The following is a 19,771-nucleotide window of genomic DNA, read 5'->3' as shown; positions in this document are numbered from 1 at the left end:
GCCGCCGCCATTCCCGCATCGCGAATGGCGGCGGTCTGCGCCGAACGGCCAAGGCCGGGCGAACAGGCACGCCATTCCCACGTGGCAATCCGGCGCGTGGGTCCGGCATCGTGAGCAGCTTGAATATCCGCGCCGTACGCAGCGGAATCCGCGCACGCGATCGCGTGCGCTGCAGGATCAGGAATCGAACGCTGGCGGTAGCGGCTCGATCTGCGCCTGCGGGCGCCGCGGCAGCAGCAGAACGAAGCAGACCGGCGCGTCGGCAGCGTCCCCGGCCAGCCCCACCCAACCGCCGAGGCGCTCGGCGATCCTGCGCACAAGGTACAGGCCGAGTCCGGCGCCTGGCGTATTCCTGGCGTTCTCGCCCCGGTAGTACTTCTGGAACAGCCGCTGCCGATCGGCGGCGGCGATGGGCTCGCCCGCGTTGGCGATCTCCACCCGCAGCGCTTCGCCGTGCCCGCGCACGCGGATGTGGATCGGCTCGTCCGGCGGGCTATGGCGATCGGCATTGGCGATCAGATTGCGCAAGGCCACGCGCAACAGTCCGCTGTCGGTGACCAGGCTATCGTCGTCGCTCTCGTATGCGCAGACCACGCGCTGCGGCGGGAAGTCACGACACACCGCGTCCAGCAGATCGCGCAGCGCGCAAGGCTGCAGCCGCAGTTCCGCGGTGGTCGCGTCCATGCGGTCGGCGCCGAGGTATTCGTCCACCAGTGCCAGCAGCCGCTGCGCCGCGCCATGGATGTTGCCGCAGCGCGCGCGGTTGCGCTCTATCGGCCCCTCCAGCTTGCGCGCCAGTTGCTGCGCCGAGGTCATGATGACCGCCAGCGGCGTGCGGAACTCGTGCGACACCATCGCCACGAATTCGCCCTGCTCCTGCATCACCCGGCGTTCGGTTTGCAACGAGGCGCGCAGTTCGTCCTCCAACCGCTGCCGCCTGCGGATCTCGCCGTGCAGTTCGACGGTGCGCAACGCGACTTCGCGTTCCAGCTGCATGCCGTGCCTGCGCGCCAGTTCCGCCGCGGCATTGGCGTGGCGCCGCTCGCGGATGCGGCGCCGGCGTTCGTAGCGACCAATGACCAAAAAACTCATCACGGTCATGTGCAGCATGGTGCCGACGGTGGTGGCGTACTGGGTCCATGCATTCACCGGCACCAGCCCCAGATTGCGCAGGAATCCGAGCATCACCCCCAGGTAGAACGGGAAGAACGCGAGCGCGAACAACACCGCGGGCGGATAGCGTTTCCACAGCAGGCGCAGCGCCAGCGCCGTCAGCACCGCGATGCCGAGCAAGGCCAGCACCTGCACCGGCTGCATGCCCAGCGCGTAGTGTCCGGCTGCGACCAGCGCGGCACAGACCAGCGCGGCACCGCACAGGAAACGGATGGACCAGCGCGCGAACTGCGGATACAAGGCGCGCAGGTGCAACTGCCTACTCGCGATCTGGAAGCCCACCGGCAGGCTGCAGGCGATGCTGATCCCCAACAGGCGGTCGCTCCACTGCACCGGCACTCCCGTCACCTGCTGCACCAGGCCGATCGACATGGCCTCGTTGAGCACGCAGCCGCCGAGGTAGGCGACGAACAGGCCGCTCATCGGCGCACGGGTCACGCTCCAGAACAGCAGATGCACGCAGATCAGCAGCAGGTAGAAGCCGAAGTACAGGCCGAACTGCAGCCCCTCGCGCCGCGACTGGTTGTCGAACGGCAGCCGCTGCCAGATATCGAGACGGGTGACCAGCGCGTTCTTGCTCTGCAGCCGCAGCAGGATCACGTAGTCGCCGGGACGCGACGGCGCGAACTGGAACACCGGGCTGCGGTAGTCCACCGGCCAATCGTGGCGGCGGACGTTCTCGCCGCTATGGCCCAACGCTTGCCAAGCGCCGCCGTCGACGCTGGCGTAGGCCTGCGCATCGTCGATGACGGCATTGCTCAGTCGCAGCATCCAGCCCGCGGACGCTACACTGTCCACGTGCAACGGAACGCGCAGCCACACGGTGTTGGCGGTGAACCCGGCATTGAGGCTGGCGGGCAGCGGAGTCCAGCCGGACGCCGCCGCGGCCTGGCGGGCGTCCAGCCGGCCTTGCGGATCGTCCAGGCGCTGCAGGTATCCGCTCGCATCCAGATGCTCGGCCGCGGCGGTCAGCGGCAACGTTCCAGGCGGCGCCCATCCCGGTTGCGCCGCAACACAGGCCACCGCGCCCCAGCACAGCCATGCGCCCACAAACCAGCGAAAACACCTCGCCATCATTTGCCACACCGCACGATCGCCGAACCCGATTGAGTCACAGCGACCAATGATGCACCAAGAGTTTGCCGCGATGGGCGAGGTGATCCTGCTTGAAGACGAGCCCGTGCTGCGCGAGGAGCTCGGCGAATTCCTCGAGGATCTCGGCTACGCCACGACGTGCGCGGCCAGCGTCAGGGAATTCTGGCAACGGTTCGATCCGCTGCGCCATGGCCTGGCGGTGATCGACGTCGGACTCCCCGACGGCAGCGGCCTGGACCTGATCGGCGAACTGCGGCAAGGCGCGCAACGGCTCGGCATCGTGGTGTTCAGTGCGCGCAACACCAGCCGCGATCGCGTCGCCGGACTCGACATCGGCGCCGACCACTACCTGGGCAAAGGCGCCGACCTGGACGAACTGGCCGCGACCCTGGCCGCGCTCGGCCGGCGCCTGGGCCTGCAAAACGCCTGCTGGATGCTGGAGCTGGGTGCCGCGCGCCTGAACGTGCCCGACGCGCCGTCGGTTCCGCTCTCGCATCAGGATCTGCTGGTGCTCAAGTGCCTGATGAGCCGGGCCGGCGAAAGCGTGGGCCACCGCGAAATCGCCGAAGCGCTCGGTGCGAACTTCCTCGACCACGATCGGCGCCGGCTGGACACGCAGATGTACCGGCTGCGGCGGCGGGTGGAGGAGATCAGTGGACGGCCGCTGCCGGTGAAGACGCTGCGTAATAGCGGTTACCGGTTTCATGCGCCGGCTGCGTTGAGGCCTTGAGTTTGCGGTGTGCTGTGATGGTGGCGGTGCGTTAGCAGGCTTTATTAGGGGGCTACGCCCCCCGTACCCTCATCCGCCCCTTCGGGGCACCTTCCCCCAAAAAGGGGGCCGTGGTCCCGCAGGGAGAAGGAGGGGCAAAAAAACGCCGGCGATGCCGGCGTTTTTCGTGCGCTTCTAGCCGGACCTCAGTCCTGCCACTTGCCCAGGGCGGCCAGGCCGTTTTCCTTGGCGCGGTCGTAGACCACCTGCTGCGCCTTGGCGAAGTTGCCCTTCATGTCCTGCGCCCACAGCTTCAGCGCGGCCTGCTGCATCGCGCGGCCGTAGGAGAAGCTCAGCGGCCACGGCAGGGTGCCGATCTGGTTCATCGCATTGAGATGCGCGGTGGACTGCTCGTCGGTCTGCCCGCCGGACAGGAACACGATGCCCGGCAGGATCGCCGGCACGGTGCTCTTCAGGCACATCACGGTGGATTCGGCCACTTCCTCGACGCTGGCCTGCTCGTCGCAGTCCTTGCCGGCGATGACCATCGAGGCCTTCAGGATGGTGCCTTCCAGCACCACGTTCTGCTCGTACAGCGCGCCGAACAGCGAACGCAGCGTGGCTTCGGTGACTTCGTAGCAGGTCTCGATGTCGTGGTTGCCGTCCATCAGCACTTCCGGCTCCACCATCGGCACCAGGCCCTGCTCCTGGCACAGCGCGGCGTAGCGTGCCAGCGCGTGCGCGTTGGTCTCGATGCACACGCCCGACGGGATGTCCTCGCCGATGGTGATCACCGCGCGCCACTTGGCGAAGCGCGCGCCGAGCTTGTAGTACTCCTCCAGGCGCGCGCGCAGGCCGTCCAGGCCTTCGGTGATCAGCTCGCCGGGCATGCCCGCCAGCGGATGCGTGCCCTTGTCGACCTTGATTCCGGGAATGATGCCGTGCTCGGCCATGTACTTCGGGAACGGCACGCCGTCCTTGGTCTTCTGGCGGATGGTCTCGTCGTACAGGATCGCGCCGGAGATGTGGTCGCTCAGCTTCGGCGTGGTCAGCAGCAACTCGCGATACGCGCGGCGGTTCTCCTCGACATTCTCGATGCCGACGCTGGCGAAGCGCTTGGCGATCGTGCTGGTGGATTCGTCGATCGCGATGATGCCCTTGCCCGGGGCGACCATCGCCTGTGCGGTTTCGGCAAGCTGTTCGATGCTCATGGAATTCCTATGGCACGGGGGGAAACCCGAAGTATATCGCGGCAAACGCTACCGATTCCTTCACGGAATGCCTGCAACCGTTTCCATCCGGTAGACGCAATCCGCGACCGCATACGCAATCGCGCGCACCGGCAGGCGACCGGCAGCGCCCGCCGGACAGGCAAAAAAAAAACCGCGCGCTGCAGACGCAGCGCGCGGTCGTGGGTCGGCGTTGGCGACGCGGTTGCGGCTACAGCTCGCCCAGGCCGCTGGCGCGGCCGTCGGGGCCGACTTCGAGCAGGCGCAGGGTGTTGGTCGCACCGTGCGTTTCCATGTGCTCGCCGCTGGTGAACACCACGCGGTCGCCGGGGCCCATGCGCTCGGCCTCGACCAGCAGGCGGATCGCCGCACGCGCCGCTTCGCGCGGGGTCAGGCCGCGGCTGTCGAAGTTGATCGGGAACACGCCGCGCATCATCGCCATGCCGCGGCGCGCGCCGTCGTGGCGGGTGAACGCGTAGATCGGCATCTTCGAACGGAACCGCGACAGGAAGCGCGGGGTGCCGCCGGATTCGGTCAGGGTGACCACGCCGCTCAGGCCGATGTGCTCGGACAGGAACATCGTCGCCATCGCGATCGCCTGGTCGGCGCGCTCGAGGTTACGCTGCGCGGCCTCGAAGTCGGTGTCCATCTCGAACTGGCGCTCGGCGCCCAGGCAGATCCGCGCCATCGCCTGCACCGCCTTGACCGGGTAGGCGCCGGCGGCGGTCTCGGCCGACAGCATCACCGCGTCGGTGCCGTCGATCACCGCGTTGGCCACGTCCAGCACCTCGGCGCGGGTCGGGATCGGGTTCTCGACCATCGACTGCAGCATCTGCGTGGCGGTGATCACCACCTTGTTCTGCGCCAGCGACTCGCGAATGATCTTCTTCTGCAGGCCCGGCAGTTCGGCATCGCCGATCTCCACGCCCAGGTCGCCGCGCGCGACCATCACCACGTCGCTGGCCTCGACGATCTCGCTCAGGTTCTCGATCGCCTCGGTGCGCTCGATCTTGGACACCAGCGCGGCCTCGCAGCCGTGTTCGCGGGCGATGCGGCGCGCGTCGTGCATGTCCTGCGCGTTGCGGCAGAACGACACCGCGATGAAATCCACGCCGATCTTGGCGACGATGCCGATCAGTTCCTTGTCGCGCTCGGTCAGCGCGCCCAGCGACAGGCCGCCGCCCTGCTTGTTCAGGCCCTTGCGGTCGGACAGCATGCCGTCGTTGAGCACGGTGTTGACGATGCGCGCGCCGTCGACCTCGACCACCTGCAACTGCAGCAGGCCGTCGTCGAGCAGCAGCACGTCGCCTGGCTTGACGTCGTTGGGCAGGCCCAGGTAGCTGACGCCGACCTGGTGCTCGTCGCCGGCCGGCGCGTTGGGGTCGGCGACCAGGTCGAAGCGCGCGCCGGCCTTCAGCGCCACCTTGCCGGCGGCGAAGCGCTCGATGCGGATCTTCGGCCCCGGCAGGTCGGCGAGGATGCCCACTTCGCTGCCCACGCGCTGCGCGGCGGCGCGCACTTCGGCCGCGCGCTTGGCCTGGCCGGACGGGTCGCCGTGGGAGAAATTCAGGCGCACGACGTTGACGCCGGCGCGGAACAGGTCCTCGAGCACGCCGGGCGGATCCGTGGCCGGGCCGAGGGTGGCGAGAATCTTGGTGCGGCGCTGGCGTTCGATCATGAGACGTCGTTCCCTGGAAAAGCCGTCAAAACTAGCACAGGCGCCGCTACCGCAGGATGGCGAATCGACATAGGCGACCGCGAATTCATGCATGTCTTGCAGACAGTGCGGGACAGTATGCGGACTCGAAGCCGCGCTGGCGCCGCCGCGCCCGCGCCCAGCCCGCGGCGCGAGCGCCATGCCAGGCAAGCCCAGGCTCAGCTCTCTTGCGCTGTTGCCGGCCCTGTCAGGCGAAGCCGCCAACCGCCGGACACACACGCCACGCGATGGTCTGGCGCTACGCCCGGCGCACGCGACGCAGGCCGGGCAGCGCACCTGGAGCCGGCAATGACGCGAATGCGCGGATTCGGCAACAGGACCCGCTTTTACGAATCCCGAATCCCCAATCCCAAATCCCCGCCGTCAAGCAACCAAGCCAGGCAACTGCGCCGGCACCTGCGCCAGCGCACTGGCGCCGGCCTGGCGCAGTTCGGCCGCGTCGCCGAAGCCCCACAGCACGCCGATGCTGCGCATGCCGTGGTGGTTGGCGCCTTCGATGTCCATGCGCCGGTCGCCGATCATCACGCACTGCGCCGGCTGCAGCGACAGCCGCCGCAAGGCCTCGGCGATCAGGTCCGGCTTGAAGCGGCGCTGGCCGTCGTCACTGGCGCCGACGATCTCCTCGAAATGCGCGGCGAACGGCAGCGTCTCGACGATGCGCCGGGCGAAGCGCTCGTTCTTCGAGGTCACCACCGCGAAGCGATGGCCGGCCGCGGCCAATGCCGCGACCGCCGCGCCGATCTCCGGGAACACGGTGTGCTCGCGCCAGCCCTGCGCGTCGTAGCGCTCGCGGTACAGCGACAGCGCCTGCTCGACCAGCGGCGGGTCGCCGGGGAAGTAGTCGTTGAAGCTGTCGCGCAACGGCGGCCCGATCCAGGCGCGCAGTTGCTGCGGCTCGGGCGCCGGGCGCCCGAGTTCGGCGAACGCGTGGCGAATGCTGCCGACGATGCCGACCTCCGAATCGACCAGGGTGCCGTCCAGGTCGAAGAACAGGGTGTTGGCGCTCACGCGCCGCGCGCCTGCAGCGCCGCCACCGCCGGCAGGGTCTTGCCTTCCAGGAACTCCAGGAACGCGCCGCCGCCGGTGGAGATGTAGCTCACCTGCTCGGCGATGCCGTACTTGTCGACCGCGGCCAGGGTGTCGCCGCCGCCGGCGATGGAGAACGCCGGCGAGGCGGCGATGGCGCGCGCCAGGGTTTCGGTGCCGTGGCCGAACGCATCGAACTCGAACACCCCGACTGGGCCGTTCCAGACCACGGTGCCGGCCTTGGCGATCAGTTCGGCGTAGTGCGCGGCGGTCTGCGGGCCGATGTCCAGGATCAGGTCGTCGTCGGCGACCTCGGCCAGCGCCTTCACCGTGGCTTCGGCGTCGGGCAGGAACTGCTTGGCCACCACCACGTCGGTGGGCAGCGGGATCGCCGCGCCGCGCGCATTGGCGTCGGCGACGATCTTGCGCGCGGTGTCGAGCAGGTCAGGCTCGCACAGCGACTTGCCGACCGGGTAGCCGGCCGCGGCGATGAAGGTGTTGGCGATGCCGCCGCCGACGATCAACTGCTCGACCTTGTTGACCAGGTTCGACAGCAGCTCCAGCTTGGTCGAGACCTTGCTGCCGGCGACGATCGCCAGCAGCGGCTTGGCCGGGTGCTCCAGCGCCTTGGCCAGCGCGTCGAGTTCGGCCATCAGCAGCGGGCCGCCGGCCGCGATCGGGGCGAACCGGATCACGCCGTGGGTGGACGCCTGGGCGCGGTGCGCGGTGCCGAACGCATCCATCACGAACACGTCGCACAGCGCAGCGTATTTCTGCGCCAGCGCCTCGTCGTCCTTGCCCTCGCCGACGTTCATGCGGCAATTCTCCAACAGCACGATCTGGCCCGGCTGCACGTCCACGCCGTCGACCCAATCGCGCAGCAGCGGCACCTCGGTGCCGAGCAGCGCGGTCAGCCGCGCGGCGACCGGCGCCAGCGAATCGGCCTGCGTCCACACGCCTTCCTTGGGCCGCCCCAGGTGCGAGGTCACCATCACCGCCGCGCCCTGCTCGAGCGCGTGGCGCAGCGTCGGCACCGAGGCCAGGATGCGCTGCTCGGACGTGATCTGGCCGTTGTCGTCGATCGGCACGTTGAGGTCCTGCCGGATCAGCACACGCTTGCCGGACAGGTCGAGATCGGTCATTCGCAGGATGGGCATTGTCGGTTGCTCGCTATCGTGGGGTTGCTGAGGAAAAGAGGAGGCCGTGCGCAGCATAGGCGCGGCGATCGGAACCTCCGCTGCAGGCGCGCTGGCGCCAGCGCGCGCGGGCGGTGCCGAGATGGGCATTGTCCGGCGTCGGCCGCGCAGCGGCAAATCGAGACATCGCGCAGCGTGTGGCCACAACGCTGCGGCGCGGGCAAAACACCACGCGCAGCGAGGTCGCCACGCCGCGACGGGCGCGTGGCGTGGCAGTGCCGAGCCGATCAGCCCGCGCCGGGCGCGGCCGGCTTGCGCAACAGGCTGAAGGCGAAACCGACCACGATCAGCGCGCCGCCGACCAGCAGCGCCCACAGCAGCCAGGTCTTCCAGTCGCGTGGCGTCGCCGGCGCCTGCAGCGCGGCGGCGCCGGCCAGCGGGACCGCAGCGCCGAGCGTGGCGGTGGCCGGCGTCCATTGCGGTCCGCGTTGCGCGCGCAGGGCCTGCAACGTGGTCGCCAACGGCGCGGCAGCGCGCTGGGTGCGCGCGCTGCCGGCGGCCAGCGCGTAGGGCGGCACGCCCTGCGCCAGGAAGATCAATGTTTCCGGCTGGTAGCCCAGGCGCAGCGCCGGCCGCTGCCGGCCCGGATCCTGCGTGACCAGCAGCCGCCAGTAGCGGTCGCGCACCGGCTGGGTCAGCGCCTGCGGCGGCGAGCGGCTGGCGCCGGCGCCGACCTGGTAGGCCACCCACGGCCCGGCCCGGTCCTGCCACGGCGCCTCGGCGCTGTCGCGGCTCTGCACGCGCCATTCGATCGCGCTGTTGCCGGGCAGCGCGATGTCGAGCTGCGCGACCGGATAGCGGCCGGGCGATACGAAGTCGAAGCTGTGCTGCGTCGGATCGGCCTGCAGCGCATCCAGTTGCTGCCAGTGCCAGTCGGCGGCGACCGGCGCCGGCGCAAGTTCGGCCTCCACCCCGGTCAGCGTCGGCAGCGGCGGCGACGACAACGGCAGCAGCCGCAGGTAGCGCACCTGGCGATCGATGGCGATGCGCAGTTGCTGCAGGCGCTTGCCCTGGTTGGCCAGGTCGACCAGGGTCGCCTCCGGCACCAGCAGTTCCCAGTCGCGCAGATCGTCGCTGGCCTCGACCCGGTAGCGCGCCTGCCGCGGCTGCGCATCGGCCGCCCACTGCAGCGACAGCGCGCGCAACGGCTCGCGCAGCGCGCTGGCATCGATCAACCAACCGGCTTCGGCGCTGGCCGTGGCGCTGCTGGCGATGCGGGTGCGGATACGGCGCACGCTGCCGTCGGTATCGCGCTCGGCGATCAGCTCCAGGTTGTCCGCACCGCCACCGGCCACCGCCGGCAGCGGGAACCAGGGCAGCGGCTGCCGGCGCGGCGTGGTTTCGGCATGCTCGGCAGCGAACAATGCGGCCGGCAGCGGGTCGCCGTCCGCGTTGAACACCTCCACGTCGCCCAGCGAGGCGAGGTGCGCGCTGCGGTACACCGCGTCGTCGAGTTGCACGCGGTAGGCGCCGGCGGCCGGATCCTGCAGGGTCAGCGGCCATTGCTGCACGTAGTCGTCGCGCTGGCTGGCCGCAGAGGCGGCCATCGGCAGCAACGCCAGCAGCACGGCCGGAATGATCAGGCGTTTCATGGATGGGCCTCCTCGGCCGGTTCGATGGCGCGCGGCGGCGCCGGCGCGAAATAGCCGACCACGGTGCACAGCAGGCCGTAGGCGATGAACGAGGCGATGCCGGCGACATTGCCGAGGTTGCCGCGATCCACCAGCAGCAGCTTGCCCAGCACCACCGCCATCAGCAGCGCGCCGGCCAGCCACAGGCCGCGCTGGCCGCGGCGCGAGCCCAGCACCCAGCCGAGCACGCCGAGCACGCTCCACACCACGGTCAAGCTGGTCTGCGCCACGCCGGCGGACAACAGCGACGCCCACGGCACCGGCGCCCAGTAGTGCACCGCATGCAGGGTCACGCTGGTGACCCACAGGAATCCGGCAGCGGCCAGCAGTTGCAGGCGCTGCGCCCGCAACAGGGCCGGCGCGGTCGCCGACCACAGCCAGCGCGCCGCCAGCGCCACCACCAGCAACTGGCTCAGTTCCAGCGGATTGAGCAGCGGCACCCATGGCAGCGGCGCGCTGGCGCCGGGTACGCACAGCGTCCACAGCCAGGCCAAGCCGAGCAGGCCGAAATAGCTGCCCTGCAGCGCCGTGCGGCAACGGTCGAAATCCGCTCCCAGCGGCGCGGCCAGCCACGGCCAGCGCAGCAGCGACAACGCCGCCGCCGCCAGCCATGGCGCCAGCAGCAATGCCCACTGCCAGCCCTCGGCCAGGGCGAAGCGCTGCGCCAGCCAGAGGCCGAGCATGGACAGCACCGACGGCCACACCAGCCACCAGGCGAATTGCGCCGCGCGCGCCACCCAGCCGCCGCTGCCGCGCAGGCAGATCAGGCTGCGCACGCCGAGCACCGCGAACAGCGTCCACGCCCAGGCGCCATGCCCGGCGAACGGCTGGCCGTGCGCGTCCGCCTGCAGCACCGCCAGCGGCAACGCCAGCAGCAGCCCGCCGAGCGTGGTCGCGGCCAGCGCGCGCGCCGGCCAGCGGCGCTGCGCCTCGGCGGCCAGCCAACCGCTGAGCGCGACGAACGCCAGCAACAGGTCGGCCTGCGCCGCGGCCGCGACGAAGCGTTCGATCTCGGCGACGCCGATCCCGCACCACCACGCCAGGCCCCACAGGTAATAGGCCAGCGCCGGCGTGTCGGCGCCGGCACGGCGATAGCTCCAGGCGCTGGCGAGACCGGCCAGGGCCAATAGCGCGCCGCTCATGAAGGTGGCATTGGCCAGCGCATGGACGTCGTGCCAGGCCACGTCCAGCCCCAGCACGAAACCGATCGCCGCGGCCAGTTGCAGGCCGGCGCCGGTGAACTGCGGTAGCCAGCGCTGCTGGCGCAGTCCCAGCCACGCCAGCGCCGCGCCTTCCAGCGCGAAGATGCTGGCGGTGGCACGCGCGGACAGCGCCAGCGGCACCGCCAGCGTGGCGAAGCCCACCGCCAGCAGCGCATAGGCCTGGCCGAGCACGGCGAAGCGTTCGCGCCGGATCAGCGCCGCGGCCAGCAACGCATACACCGCCGCCAGGCCCAGCGCGCACAGCGCCAGCGGCAGGCCCTCGCCGCGCAGCAGCCCGGCCTGCAGCGAGAACGCCACCAGCGGCGTGCCGAACACCAGGCTGCCGTCGACCAGGTTGCCGCGCGTGGCCGACTGGCGCCGCGCGTACAGGATCGGGATCAGCAGGTAGAAGGCGAAGAACAGCAGCAGGAACGGCTCGGTAGTGGCGAACTTCGACGGCTGGTACTGCAGCACGCCCCATAGCGTGCCGATGCCGAAGGTGAAGCCGAACCCGAGCAGGTTGAGCACCCGCCACGGCCGGTACCAGGCGATCGCGAACACCGCCGCGTTCAAGACCGCGTAATAGGAGAACAGGCCGACATGGTTGCCGCTGCCGGTGGACAGCCAGATCGGCGCCAGGAACCCGGCCAGCGTGGCCAGCACCGCCAGCGTGCGCGATTCCTGCACCACCGCCAGCACGCACATGCTGGCCACCAGCACGATGCTCAGCGCGAACGCGGCGCCGGCCGGAATCAGCCCGGACAGCTTGAACGCGGCGAACACGGTCAGCAGCAACACACCGATCGCACCGCCCTGCAAGGCCAGCGCGAAGCTGCGCTTGCGTTCGCGCTGGCGCCAGCCGAAGCCCAGGCCGGCCAGCGCCGCGGCGGCGATGCCGGCGTAGCGCAGTTCGATCGGCATGCGCAGCCAGCCCTGGTCGCCGGCGTACTTGAGCAGCGCGGCGACGCCGGCCAGCAGCACCAGCATGCCGATCTTGACCGGCACGTTGCCTTCGGTGAACCAGCGCTTGGTGCCGGCCAGCAGCCGCTCGATCGGACCTGGGCCCTGCGGCACGTAGGTCTCGGGCGCTGGCGCAACGCCCATGTCGGCATCCGTGTCCGCAACGTCGCGCACCGCCGATGCGCGGGTTGCGAACTGCGGCGGAAGCGGCGGTGGGGTGGGCGCTGCGGGTGCGGTGGCGACAGGCGCCGTGACGAAGAACGGACCCTCGGCCGCAGCGTGGTCCTCGAACCCGGCATTGAATTCGGCTTCGGTATCGGCTTCGGTATCGGCTTCGGTATCGGTATCGGCAGCGAACCCGACATCGGCCTGCGCCGCCCGCGGCGCGGCGCCGCGCAGTTGCGCCAGTTGCAGTTCCAGCACCGCCACGCGCCGGCGCACGCCCGCCAGCGCCACCAGCATCATGATCATCAGGATCGGTACCGCCAGTACCGCCACCACCGCCAACACGATCAAGCCTTCCATCCGCACTCCATGCCCAAGCCGGCACGGCGCTGGGCGCGTACCAATGGTCCGACGGCGCCGGTCCTGGGGCAGATGGTAGACGAGTTCGGCCTTGCCGCGGCCGCGCCGGCAGCGGTGCAAGCCAGGCGCGGCAACGCATTCCGGCAACGCAGGCCAGCGCAATCGGCGCTAAAGCCGATGCATTCGCGGCCGCTACCTCCCTTATCCCACGTTGCGTCCGCTGTTCCCTCCCCTCCCACCGACAGCGCCAATGAACCTGCCAGCCAAACCCACCGAAGCGGGCATCGACGACCATATCCGCTCCGTGGTCGGCCTGTCCGATCAACTGCTCGGACAGCTGCGCCAGTCGTTGCAGCGCATCGACGAGATCAACCGCACCACCCACGTGATCTCGATGAATGCCCGCATCGAATCGGCCCGGATCGGCCAGGCCGGGCGCGGCTTCAGCGTCATCGCGCAGGAAATGGACGTGCTGTCGCGGCGCGTCGCCGATGCCACCCAGGATCTGGACAAGGTCGCCGCCAGCACCAGCGCCGACATGCGCCACACCCTGCAGCGACTGGAAGACGACGTGCGCCGCACGCGCCTGAGCGAACTGGCGCTGAGCAATATCGACCTGATCGACCGCAACCTCTACGAACGCAGCTGCGACGTGCGCTGGTGGGCGACCGACGCGGCCATCGTCGCCGCCGCGCGTCCCGGCCGCGGCGACGACGAACTCGCCTACGCGTCGCGGCGCATGGGCCAGATCCTGGATTCGTACACCGTCTACTTCGACCTGGTGCTGGCCGGCACCGACGGCCGCATCCTCGCCAACGGCCGGCCACAGCAGTACGCCTCGGCCGGCAGCGACGTGTCCGGGCAGGCCTGGTTCGAAGACGCCACGCGCACCCGCAGCGGCGAGGAATTCGGCTTCCAGGACGTGCATGCCAGCACCCTGGCCGATGGCGAACGCGTGCTGGTGTACTCGTGCACGGTGCGCGACGGCGGCCGCGTCGACGGCCGCGTGCTGGGCGTGCTCGGCATCGTGTTCCGCTGGGACGCGTTGGCGCAGACGGTGGTGCAGCGCACGCCGCTGTCGGAGCAGGAATGGGGCCGCAGCCGGGTCTGCATCGTCGACCAGCGCGGCCAGGTCCTGGCCGATTCTGCCGGGCGCATGCTGCAGGAGCGGATCGAATTCCAGGGCCGCGACGCGCTGTTCAAGCAGCCGCGCGGCGCCGTGCTGAGCGACCTCAACGGGCGCCCGCACTGCATCGCGCATGCGGCCTCGCCCGGCTACGAAACCTATCGCACCGGCTGGCATTCGCTGATTCTGCAGGCGCTGTAGCGCGACGCGCGCGCGGGCTAGCCTACGCTCAGCGCTGGCCGACCCTGATCACCACCTTGCCCTTGGCGCGTCCGCTCTCGACGTAGGCCAGGGCCTGCGCGGTTTCCTCCAGCGGGAACACCCGATCCATCACCGGCCTGATGCTGCCGGCCTCGATCAGCGCGCCGATCTCGCGCAACTGCTCGCCGTTGGCGGTCATGAACAGGAAGGCGTAGCTGACGCCGTGCCGCCTTGCCTTCCTGCGGATGCCGCCGCTCAGCAGGCGGATCGCCAGCCGCAGCGGCCACGCCAGTCCCTGTCGCACGGCGAAGTCCGGGTCCGGCGGGCCGGAGATGGAAATGAGCGTGCCGCCGGGTTTCAGCACGCGCAGAGATTTTTCCAGCACGTCGCTGCCCAGGCTGTTCAGGACCACGTCGTAGCCGTGCACGACGGTCGCGAAGTCCTGCGTCCGGTAGTCGATCACCAGGTCGGCGCCCAGCGCCTTCACCCAGGCGACATTGTCGGTGCCGGTGGTGGTCGCGACGAAAGCGCCGAGGTGCTTGGCGAGCTGGATGGCGATGCTGCCGACGCCGCCGGAGCCGGCATGGATCAGCACCTTCTGGCCCTTCCGCAGCCGCGCCGTCTCGACCAGCGCCTGCCACGCAGTCAGCGCGACCAACGGAACCGAGGCGGCTTCTTCCATGCCGAGGTTGGCAGGCTTCAATGCCAGCGCGCTTTCCTTGACCGCGATGCGTTCGGCGAAGCTGCCGATGCGCGCCTGGTCGACGCGCGCATATACCGCGTCGCCCGGCTTGAAGCGGCGCACGCCAGCCCCGACCCGCAACACCACGCCGGCCACGTCGTTGCCCAGCACCAGCGGAAAGCGGTACGGCAGGATCAGCTTGAACTCGCCCTTGCGAATCTTCGCGTCGAGCACATTGACGCCGGCGGCATGCACCTCGACCAGCACCTCGTCGTCGCGCACCTCCGGTTCGGGCAGTTCGCCGATCCGGCCCGGATGCCTGTTGCCGTAGCCTTCGATGAAGAACGCTTTCATGATGTTTCCCTGACGAAAACGAATGCGAGAACGAATACGATTTCGAGCACGACCGCGACCAGGATCCCGCGGCCCGCGTGGCCGCTGGCCAGTTCGCCGATGCCCAGCGCCGCCAGCAACGCACAGGCGGTGACCAAGCCCGCCACCAGCGCCGAACGCGCAGGCGATGGCGCCGCGCCGCGCGCCATGAACACCATCACGCTCAGGCCCGCATACAGCGCGGCCCCGCGTCGCGCCATCAGCTCGGCCGATGGCGAGGCGACGATGTCCCAGTTCGCCAGCATCGTGCCCGGCGAGAACATCCAGGTGCAGGCGATCGCCAGGAACAGCAGCGAGGCCAGCACCGACAGCGGGCGAAAGCCCGGGCGCATGGCGGTCACCGGTTGAGGATGCGCGACAGCACGGCCTGGTGGATCCAGCGCGGCGTCGCCCACATGAAGGCCGCGTTCAACTTGTTGAGCAGCCCAGGCACCACGCTGATGCGGCCGGCATCCAGCGCGCGCATGCCGGCACGCACCACCGGCGGGGTCTGCATCATCACCGCATTCAACTGCGGCGTGATCCGCTGCTGGGCGACGCGCGCGAAGCCGGTGTCGGTCAGTCCCGGGCATAGCGTGGTCACGGTGACGCCATCGCGCGCGAACTCGCGATGCAGCGCCTCGCCCAGGCGCAACACGTAGGCCTTCGCGGCCGAATACACCGCGAAGTTTTCCACGCCCTGGTAGGCCAGCAGGCTGGCCACCTGCAGGATCTTGCCGCGCCGGCGCCGGCGCATGTCCTGGCCGAACAGGTGGGTCATCGCGGTCAGGCTGGCGATGTCCAGCTGGATCATCGACAACGCCGGCTCCAGGTCGCCATCCAGGAACGGCCCCTGCAGTCCATGCCCGGCATTGTTGATCAGCACCTCGACCTCGATGCCGCGCGCGTGCAGGCCGGCGTGGAGCCGGCGCACGGCCGCGATCTGCGACAGATCCACCTGCTCGACGAGGATCTCCACGCCGTGCCGCTGCCGCAACGCCTGTGCCAGCGCATCGAGCCGGTCCAGGCGCCGCGCGACCAGGATCAGCCTGTGGCCGCGCGCCGCGTACTGCCTGGCGAACTCCTCGCCGAATCCACTCGATGCGCCAGTGATCAGCACCCAGCTATCGCGTTGCGTTTGCATGATGATCGCCTCGATCGCACCAGGTGCGGGGTTGCAGGCTTCAGGCCGCCGGCCGGTAGCGTTGCGCGGCATTGGCCTGGCGGATGCTGCCCAGCAGCGCTTGCCTGGCGCCGTCGAGCGCGTCCCAGCGGTCGGCGTCGTGCAGCGGCGGAATAGTGACCAGCTCGCGGCGATCGAAACCGATCAGCGCCGCATCGACCAGCTCTTCCACGTCCATCACCTCGGGCAGCGTGTTGACGTCGATGCCCGCACGCTCCCAGATCTCGGTGCGGGTGGCCGCCGGAAGCACCGCCTGCACGTACACGCCCTTGGGCGCCAGTTCCAGACTCATGCCCTGCGACAGGAACAGCACGAAGGCCTTGCTCGCGCCGTACACGGTCATGCCGAATTCCGGCGCCAGGCCGACCACCGAACCGATGTTGACGATCGCGCCGCTGCCGGACTGCGCCAGACGCGGCGCGATCGACAGCGCCAGCCGGGTCAGCGTGGTGGTGTTGAGGGCAAGCAGGCGTTCGACACCGTCCGCCGTCTGCTCGGCGAAGCCGCCCGACTGGGCAATGCCGGCGTTGTTGATGAGGATGCCGATGCGCGCGTCGTCGCGCAGGCGCGCTTCGACCGCGGCCAGGTCGGCCTGTGCGGTCAGATCGGCCTGCAGCACGTCGACCGCGACCTTGTGCTCCGCGCGCAGGCGCGCGGCGAGCGCGTCCAGGCGCGCGTTGTCGCGTGCGACCAGGACCAGGTCGTGGCCGCGCTGGGCGAAGCGCTGCGCGTAGACGGCGCCGATGCCGCTGGAGGCGCCGGTGATGAGGACGGTGGAGGTAGTGCTCATGCGAGTGGTCTCTTCGGATCAAAAAAGGAAGGTGCGGCCACGAGGACATGGCCGGTGGTGCGGCGGCAGCGCGACGGGCGCGGCCCGCGTTTCGAAGCAAGCGGATTAATGATGATGGCCATAATCTTACTTGTCAACATTTTGATGATGACCGGCATCAATGTATCCTTGAGCCCTGAAAAAGCGACGCTGGAGGCATCCGCGATGAAGGTCAGCAAGGCGCAGGCGCAGGCGAACCGGGCGCATATCGTCGAAACCGCGTCCGCGCTGTTTCGCGAGCGCGGCTACGAGGGGATCGGCGTCGCCGATCTGATGGCCGCCGCCGGTTTCACCCACGGCGGCTTCTACAAGCACTTCCGGTCCAAGGCCGACCTGATGGCGGAGGCGACGACATGCGGGATCGCGCAGACCGTGATGCTGGTGGACGGGGTCGATGCGCCGGAATTCGTCCGCCGCTACGTGTCGCGCGCGCACCGCGATGCGCGCGCGGCGGGTTGCACCATGGCCGCACTGGGCAGCGACGCCGCACGCGAGCCGGAAACGGTGCGGTCCGCGTTCGCGGACGGTGTCGAAGCCGTGCTGGCGACCATGGAGCGCGGGGACGCTGCGGCGACCGGCGCCAGCCCCGCCGATGCGCGCGCCGCGCGCCTGGACATGCTGGCGCACGCGCTCGGCGCGATCGTCATGTCGCGCGCCTGCCCGGATGATTCGCCGCTGGCGGACGAGATCCTCGCGGCGTGCCGCGCCAACATGCTCGCGGCGCTGGACACGGCCCCGGCGGCAAGCACGCGCAGCGGAACGTGATCGCGGCAACGCGACGCGACGCCGGCGCGCATGCTTGCCGCCGGCGGTCACACTAGGCGCGCCGCCGAGGCTGGGCGACTACCGGCCGGCAACACGTCGCTGCGCGAAAGCGCTGAGCGCCGGGCGCCGGGCGCCGGGCGCCAGGCGCCATCAGCGATGGGCCACATGTCCTGGCGGAGTCAACCGTGCCCAACATCACAATCCAGCCTGCAAAACTGTGGCGCCGTGCGCCAGGCGGCGCGCTAGCGAGGATGAAATTCGCTTCACTCGGAAACGCTTATGTTGACGGCATGCTGCCTCATGCCTAACCTCGGCCTCGCATCGCCGATGCGAGCCGGATTCGGCAATGCCGGCATGGCAAAGGCGCACCCAGGACTGTTGGCACGATTCATCAGGTACAGGATATGACCATGAAACCTTTTCGTACGCTTTGTATCGCAGCCATGCTGGCCGCGACCGTCGCCTCTCCAGCGTTCGCCGCGAAGGTGGACGATCCAAGCCTCTACACTGCGGAGGCGTTGAAGAAAAACCTGATCCTTGGCAAGACCACCAAGGAACAGGTCCGCGCCATCTATGGCGAGCCGACGTACGTATCAAGAACCTCAGCGAAGGATGGCGGGTACGAAAAATCCTGGACATACAGGCCGAGTGAATCGCATGGCGAGAAAATTCGCAATACCGTGACCGGCGTGTTCCGGTCGATGCTGCCCGGCGCCCACACCGGAGCCGCGGTGAACGAAGCTCAGGAACATGGCGTCGGCGCACGCAACGTCAAGGAATTTGGGCTCTCGGTCGAGTTTGATTCCAAGGGCGTGGTCACGGACTACGATCAAGAGGAACACAACCAGTCCAAAGACGCGCTGTAATTTACGAAAGCCGCCAGCAGGCAGATACCTTCCGATAGCTTCCTTGAATACGGAAAACAAAAAAGGAGCGCATTTAGCGCTCCTTTTTTTGCTGTCTCTCGGCGACCCCGCCTTGATCCGGCTTCTACCGCCGAGACGCGGCCGCCGACTCGGCCAAGGGGGCTAATACGCCCCCTCTCCTTGACTACTTCGCCACGACCTTGACCATTTCCAGGCACTTGTTGGAATAGCCCCACTCGTTGTCGTACCAGGACACCAGCTTGACGAAGGTGCTGTCCAGGGCGATGCCGGCGTCGGCGTCGAAGATCGAGGTGCGCGCGTCGCCGCGGAAGTCGGTGGCCACCACCTTGTCCTCGGTGTAGCCGAGGATGCCCTTCAGCGCGCCTTCGCTCTGCGCCTTCACTTCGGCGCAGATCTCGGCGTAGGTGGCCGGCTTTTCCAGTTCCACGGTCAGGTCGACCACCGACACGTCCGAGGTCGGCACGCGGAAGCTCATGCCGGTCAGCTTCTTGTTCAACTCCGGGATCACCACACCCACGGCCTTGGCCGCGCCGGTGCTGGACGGAATGATGTTCTCCAGGATGCCGCGGCCGCCGCGCCAGTCCTTGTTGCTGGGGCCGTCCACGGTCTTCTGCGTGGCGGTGGCGGCGTGCACGGTGGTCATCAGGCCGCGCTTGATGCCCCACTTGTCGTTGATCACCTTGGCCAGCGGCGCCAGGCAGTTGGTGGTGCAGCTGGCGTTGGAGACGATCGCCTGGCCGGCGTAGGTGGCGTGGTTGACGCCGTACACGAACATCGGCGTGTCGTCCTTGGACGGGGCCGACAGGATCACCTTCTTGGCGCCGGCGTCGATGTGCTTTTGCGCGGTGTCCTTGGTCAGGAACAGGCCGGTGGATTCGATGACCACCTCGGCGCCGACCTCGTCCCACTTCAGCGCCGCCGGATCGCGTTCCTGGGTCAGGCGGATCTTCTTGCCGTTGACCACCAGGTGATTGCCGTCGACCGACACTTCGCCGTCGAAGCGGCCGTGCACCGAATCGTACTGCAGCATGTACGCCAGGTAGTCGGGCTCGAGCAGGTCGTTGATGGCGACGATCTCGATGTCGCTGCCGAAATTCTGTACCGCCGAGCGCAGCACGTTGCGTCCGATGCGACCGAAACCGTTGATGCCAACCTTGATTGCCATTTCAGTAGCTCCTGCGGCCGCGCCTGACGCGGCGGATGGAAGGGGGCGAGCATTCTATCAGGCCGGCCGCATCGCGCCGGGCACGCGCTTTTGATCAG

17 protein-coding genes are annotated in these 19,771 nt (G+C 69.1%); 4 read left to right on the top strand and 13 right to left on the bottom strand.

The window, feature by feature from the left end:
- Positions 1-177: 177 nt before the first annotated feature.
- Positions 178-2,151: a sensor histidine kinase gene (locus HEP73_RS05255; RefSeq protein ID WP_255423674.1), complete on the bottom strand. Its 1,974-nt coding sequence runs from the start codon at positions 2,149-2,151 to the stop codon at positions 178-180.
- A 169-nt stretch (positions 2,152-2,320) separates the two neighbouring features.
- Here HEP73_RS05255 and HEP73_RS05250 point away from each other — a divergent pair, with 169 nt between their 5' ends.
- Positions 2,321-2,998 (top strand): response regulator transcription factor, encoded by a 678-nt coding sequence (locus HEP73_RS05250; protein WP_185822388.1) that lies wholly within the window; start codon positions 2,321-2,323, stop codon positions 2,996-2,998.
- A gap of 185 nt (positions 2,999-3,183) precedes the next feature.
- Here HEP73_RS05250 and HEP73_RS05245 read toward each other — a convergent pair whose 3' ends face one another.
- The 6 genes from HEP73_RS05245 to HEP73_RS05220 form a co-directional block, all read right to left on the bottom strand.
- A complete protein-coding gene (locus HEP73_RS05245) occupies positions 3,184-4,188 on the bottom strand; it encodes a class I fructose-bisphosphate aldolase (RefSeq protein WP_185822387.1) in 1,005 nt (334 codons plus the stop codon).
- A 229-nt stretch (positions 4,189-4,417) separates the two neighbouring features.
- Positions 4,418-5,884, bottom strand: a complete 1,467-nt coding sequence (gene pyk, locus HEP73_RS05240; RefSeq protein WP_039005845.1) for a pyruvate kinase — start codon at positions 5,882-5,884, stop codon at positions 4,418-4,420.
- Positions 5,885-6,286: 402 nt separating this feature from the next.
- Complete coding sequence (locus tag HEP73_RS05235; RefSeq protein WP_185822386.1) at positions 6,287-6,931, bottom strand: HAD-IA family hydrolase; 645 nt, start codon at positions 6,929-6,931, stop codon at positions 6,287-6,289.
- On the bottom strand, positions 6,928-8,106 hold the full coding sequence (locus tag HEP73_RS05230; RefSeq protein ID WP_185822385.1) for a phosphoglycerate kinase: 1,179 nt from the start codon (positions 8,104-8,106) through the stop codon (positions 6,928-6,930). Before HEP73_RS05230 ends, HEP73_RS05235 begins: the two co-directional genes overlap by 4 nt.
- A gap of 266 nt (positions 8,107-8,372) precedes the next feature.
- Positions 8,373-9,737, bottom strand: a complete 1,365-nt coding sequence (locus HEP73_RS05225) for a DUF3999 domain-containing protein (protein ID WP_185822384.1) — start codon at positions 9,735-9,737, stop codon at positions 8,373-8,375.
- Positions 9,734-12,463 carry a DUF2339 domain-containing protein gene (locus HEP73_RS05220; protein WP_185822383.1) on the bottom strand — a complete coding sequence of 910 codons (2,730 nt, stop codon included), beginning with the start codon at positions 12,461-12,463 and terminating at the stop codon, positions 9,734-9,736. The genes HEP73_RS05225 and HEP73_RS05220 overlap by 4 nt, the downstream gene beginning before the upstream one ends.
- Positions 12,464-12,713: 250 nt before the next feature.
- On the opposite strand from HEP73_RS05220, the gene HEP73_RS05215 reads away from it, so the two are divergent.
- A complete protein-coding gene (locus HEP73_RS05215; protein ID WP_185822382.1) occupies positions 12,714-13,790 on the top strand; it encodes a methyl-accepting chemotaxis protein in 1,077 nt (358 codons plus the stop codon).
- Positions 13,791-13,818: 28 nt separating this feature from the next.
- Here HEP73_RS05215 and HEP73_RS05210 read toward each other — a convergent pair whose 3' ends face one another.
- From HEP73_RS05210 to HEP73_RS05190, 5 genes are read right to left on the bottom strand one after another with little or no spacing between them, the layout of a single operon-like run.
- Entirely contained in the window at positions 13,819-14,826 is a 1,008-nt protein-coding gene (locus tag HEP73_RS05210) for an NADP-dependent oxidoreductase (protein WP_185822381.1), read from the bottom strand.
- On the bottom strand, positions 14,823-15,260 hold the full coding sequence (locus HEP73_RS05205) for a hypothetical protein (protein WP_221899378.1): 438 nt from the start codon (positions 15,258-15,260) through the stop codon (positions 14,823-14,825). Before HEP73_RS05205 ends, HEP73_RS05210 begins: the two co-directional genes overlap by 4 nt.
- Positions 15,203-15,988: an SDR family NAD(P)-dependent oxidoreductase gene (locus tag HEP73_RS05200; RefSeq protein WP_185822380.1), complete on the bottom strand. Its 786-nt coding sequence runs from the start codon at positions 15,986-15,988 to the stop codon at positions 15,203-15,205. Before HEP73_RS05200 ends, HEP73_RS05205 begins: the two co-directional genes overlap by 58 nt.
- A 40-nt stretch (positions 15,989-16,028) precedes the next feature.
- Positions 16,029-16,817 (bottom strand): SDR family NAD(P)-dependent oxidoreductase, encoded by a 789-nt coding sequence (locus HEP73_RS05195; RefSeq protein ID WP_185822379.1) that lies wholly within the window; start codon positions 16,815-16,817, stop codon positions 16,029-16,031.
- Complete coding sequence (locus HEP73_RS05190) at positions 16,814-16,975, bottom strand: hypothetical protein (RefSeq protein ID WP_185822378.1); 162 nt, start codon at positions 16,973-16,975, stop codon at positions 16,814-16,816. The genes HEP73_RS05195 and HEP73_RS05190 overlap by 4 nt, the downstream gene beginning before the upstream one ends.
- A 46-nt stretch (positions 16,976-17,021) precedes the next feature.
- On the opposite strand from HEP73_RS05190, the gene HEP73_RS05185 reads away from it, so the two are divergent.
- Positions 17,022-17,621 (top strand): TetR/AcrR family transcriptional regulator, encoded by a 600-nt coding sequence (locus HEP73_RS05185; RefSeq protein WP_185823305.1) that lies wholly within the window; start codon positions 17,022-17,024, stop codon positions 17,619-17,621.
- Positions 17,622-18,031: 410 nt separating this feature from the next.
- Positions 18,032-18,487 carry a hypothetical protein gene (locus HEP73_RS05180; protein WP_255423673.1) on the top strand — a complete coding sequence of 152 codons (456 nt, stop codon included), beginning with the start codon at positions 18,032-18,034 and terminating at the stop codon, positions 18,485-18,487.
- Between the two features lie 184 nt (positions 18,488-18,671).
- Here the strand turns inward: HEP73_RS05180 and gap are convergent, their stop codons facing one another.
- A complete protein-coding gene (gap, locus tag HEP73_RS05175) occupies positions 18,672-19,673 on the bottom strand; it encodes a type I glyceraldehyde-3-phosphate dehydrogenase (protein ID WP_179566832.1) in 1,002 nt (333 codons plus the stop codon).
- Positions 19,674-19,771 lie beyond the last annotated feature (98 nt).

Source organism: Xanthomonas sp. GW, from assembly GCF_014236815.1.
Lineage (GTDB): Bacteria > Pseudomonadota > Gammaproteobacteria > Xanthomonadales > Xanthomonadaceae > Xanthomonas_A.
Note: the sequence above shows the minus strand (reverse complement) of the source record. Positions and strands in the feature narration are given on the sequence as shown.

Coding starts and splice junctions, on each gene's coding strand:
- HEP73_RS05250 (WP_185822388.1), top strand. CDS start 2,321: ATGGGCGAGGTGATCCTGCTTGAAGACGAGCCCGTGCTGCGCGAGGAG.
- HEP73_RS05245 (WP_185822387.1), bottom strand. CDS start 4,188: ATGAGCATCGAACAGCTTGCCGAAACCGCACAGGCGATGGTCGCCCCG.
- pyk (WP_039005845.1), bottom strand. CDS start 5,884: ATGATCGAACGCCAGCGCCGCACCAAGATTCTCGCCACCCTCGGCCCG.
- HEP73_RS05230 (WP_185822385.1), bottom strand. CDS start 8,106: ATGCCCATCCTGCGAATGACCGATCTCGACCTGTCCGGCAAGCGTGTG.
- HEP73_RS05225 (WP_185822384.1), bottom strand. CDS start 9,737: ATGAAACGCCTGATCATTCCGGCCGTGCTGCTGGCGTTGCTGCCGATG.
- HEP73_RS05220 (WP_185822383.1), bottom strand. CDS start 12,463: ATGGAAGGCTTGATCGTGTTGGCGGTGGTGGCGGTACTGGCGGTACCG.
- HEP73_RS05215 (WP_185822382.1), top strand. CDS start 12,714: ATGAACCTGCCAGCCAAACCCACCGAAGCGGGCATCGACGACCATATC.
- HEP73_RS05210 (WP_185822381.1), bottom strand. CDS start 14,826: ATGAAAGCGTTCTTCATCGAAGGCTACGGCAACAGGCATCCGGGCCGG.
- HEP73_RS05200 (WP_185822380.1), bottom strand. CDS start 15,988: ATGCAAACGCAACGCGATAGCTGGGTGCTGATCACTGGCGCATCGAGT.
- HEP73_RS05195 (WP_185822379.1), bottom strand. CDS start 16,817: ATGAGCACTACCTCCACCGTCCTCATCACCGGCGCCTCCAGCGGCATC.
- HEP73_RS05190 (WP_185822378.1), bottom strand. CDS start 16,975: ATGCCGGTCATCATCAAAATGTTGACAAGTAAGATTATGGCCATCATC.
- HEP73_RS05185 (WP_185823305.1), top strand. CDS start 17,022: ATGAAGGTCAGCAAGGCGCAGGCGCAGGCGAACCGGGCGCATATCGTC.
- HEP73_RS05180 (WP_255423673.1), top strand. CDS start 18,032: ATGAAACCTTTTCGTACGCTTTGTATCGCAGCCATGCTGGCCGCGACC.
- gap (WP_179566832.1), bottom strand. CDS start 19,673: ATGGCAATCAAGGTTGGCATCAACGGTTTCGGTCGCATCGGACGCAAC.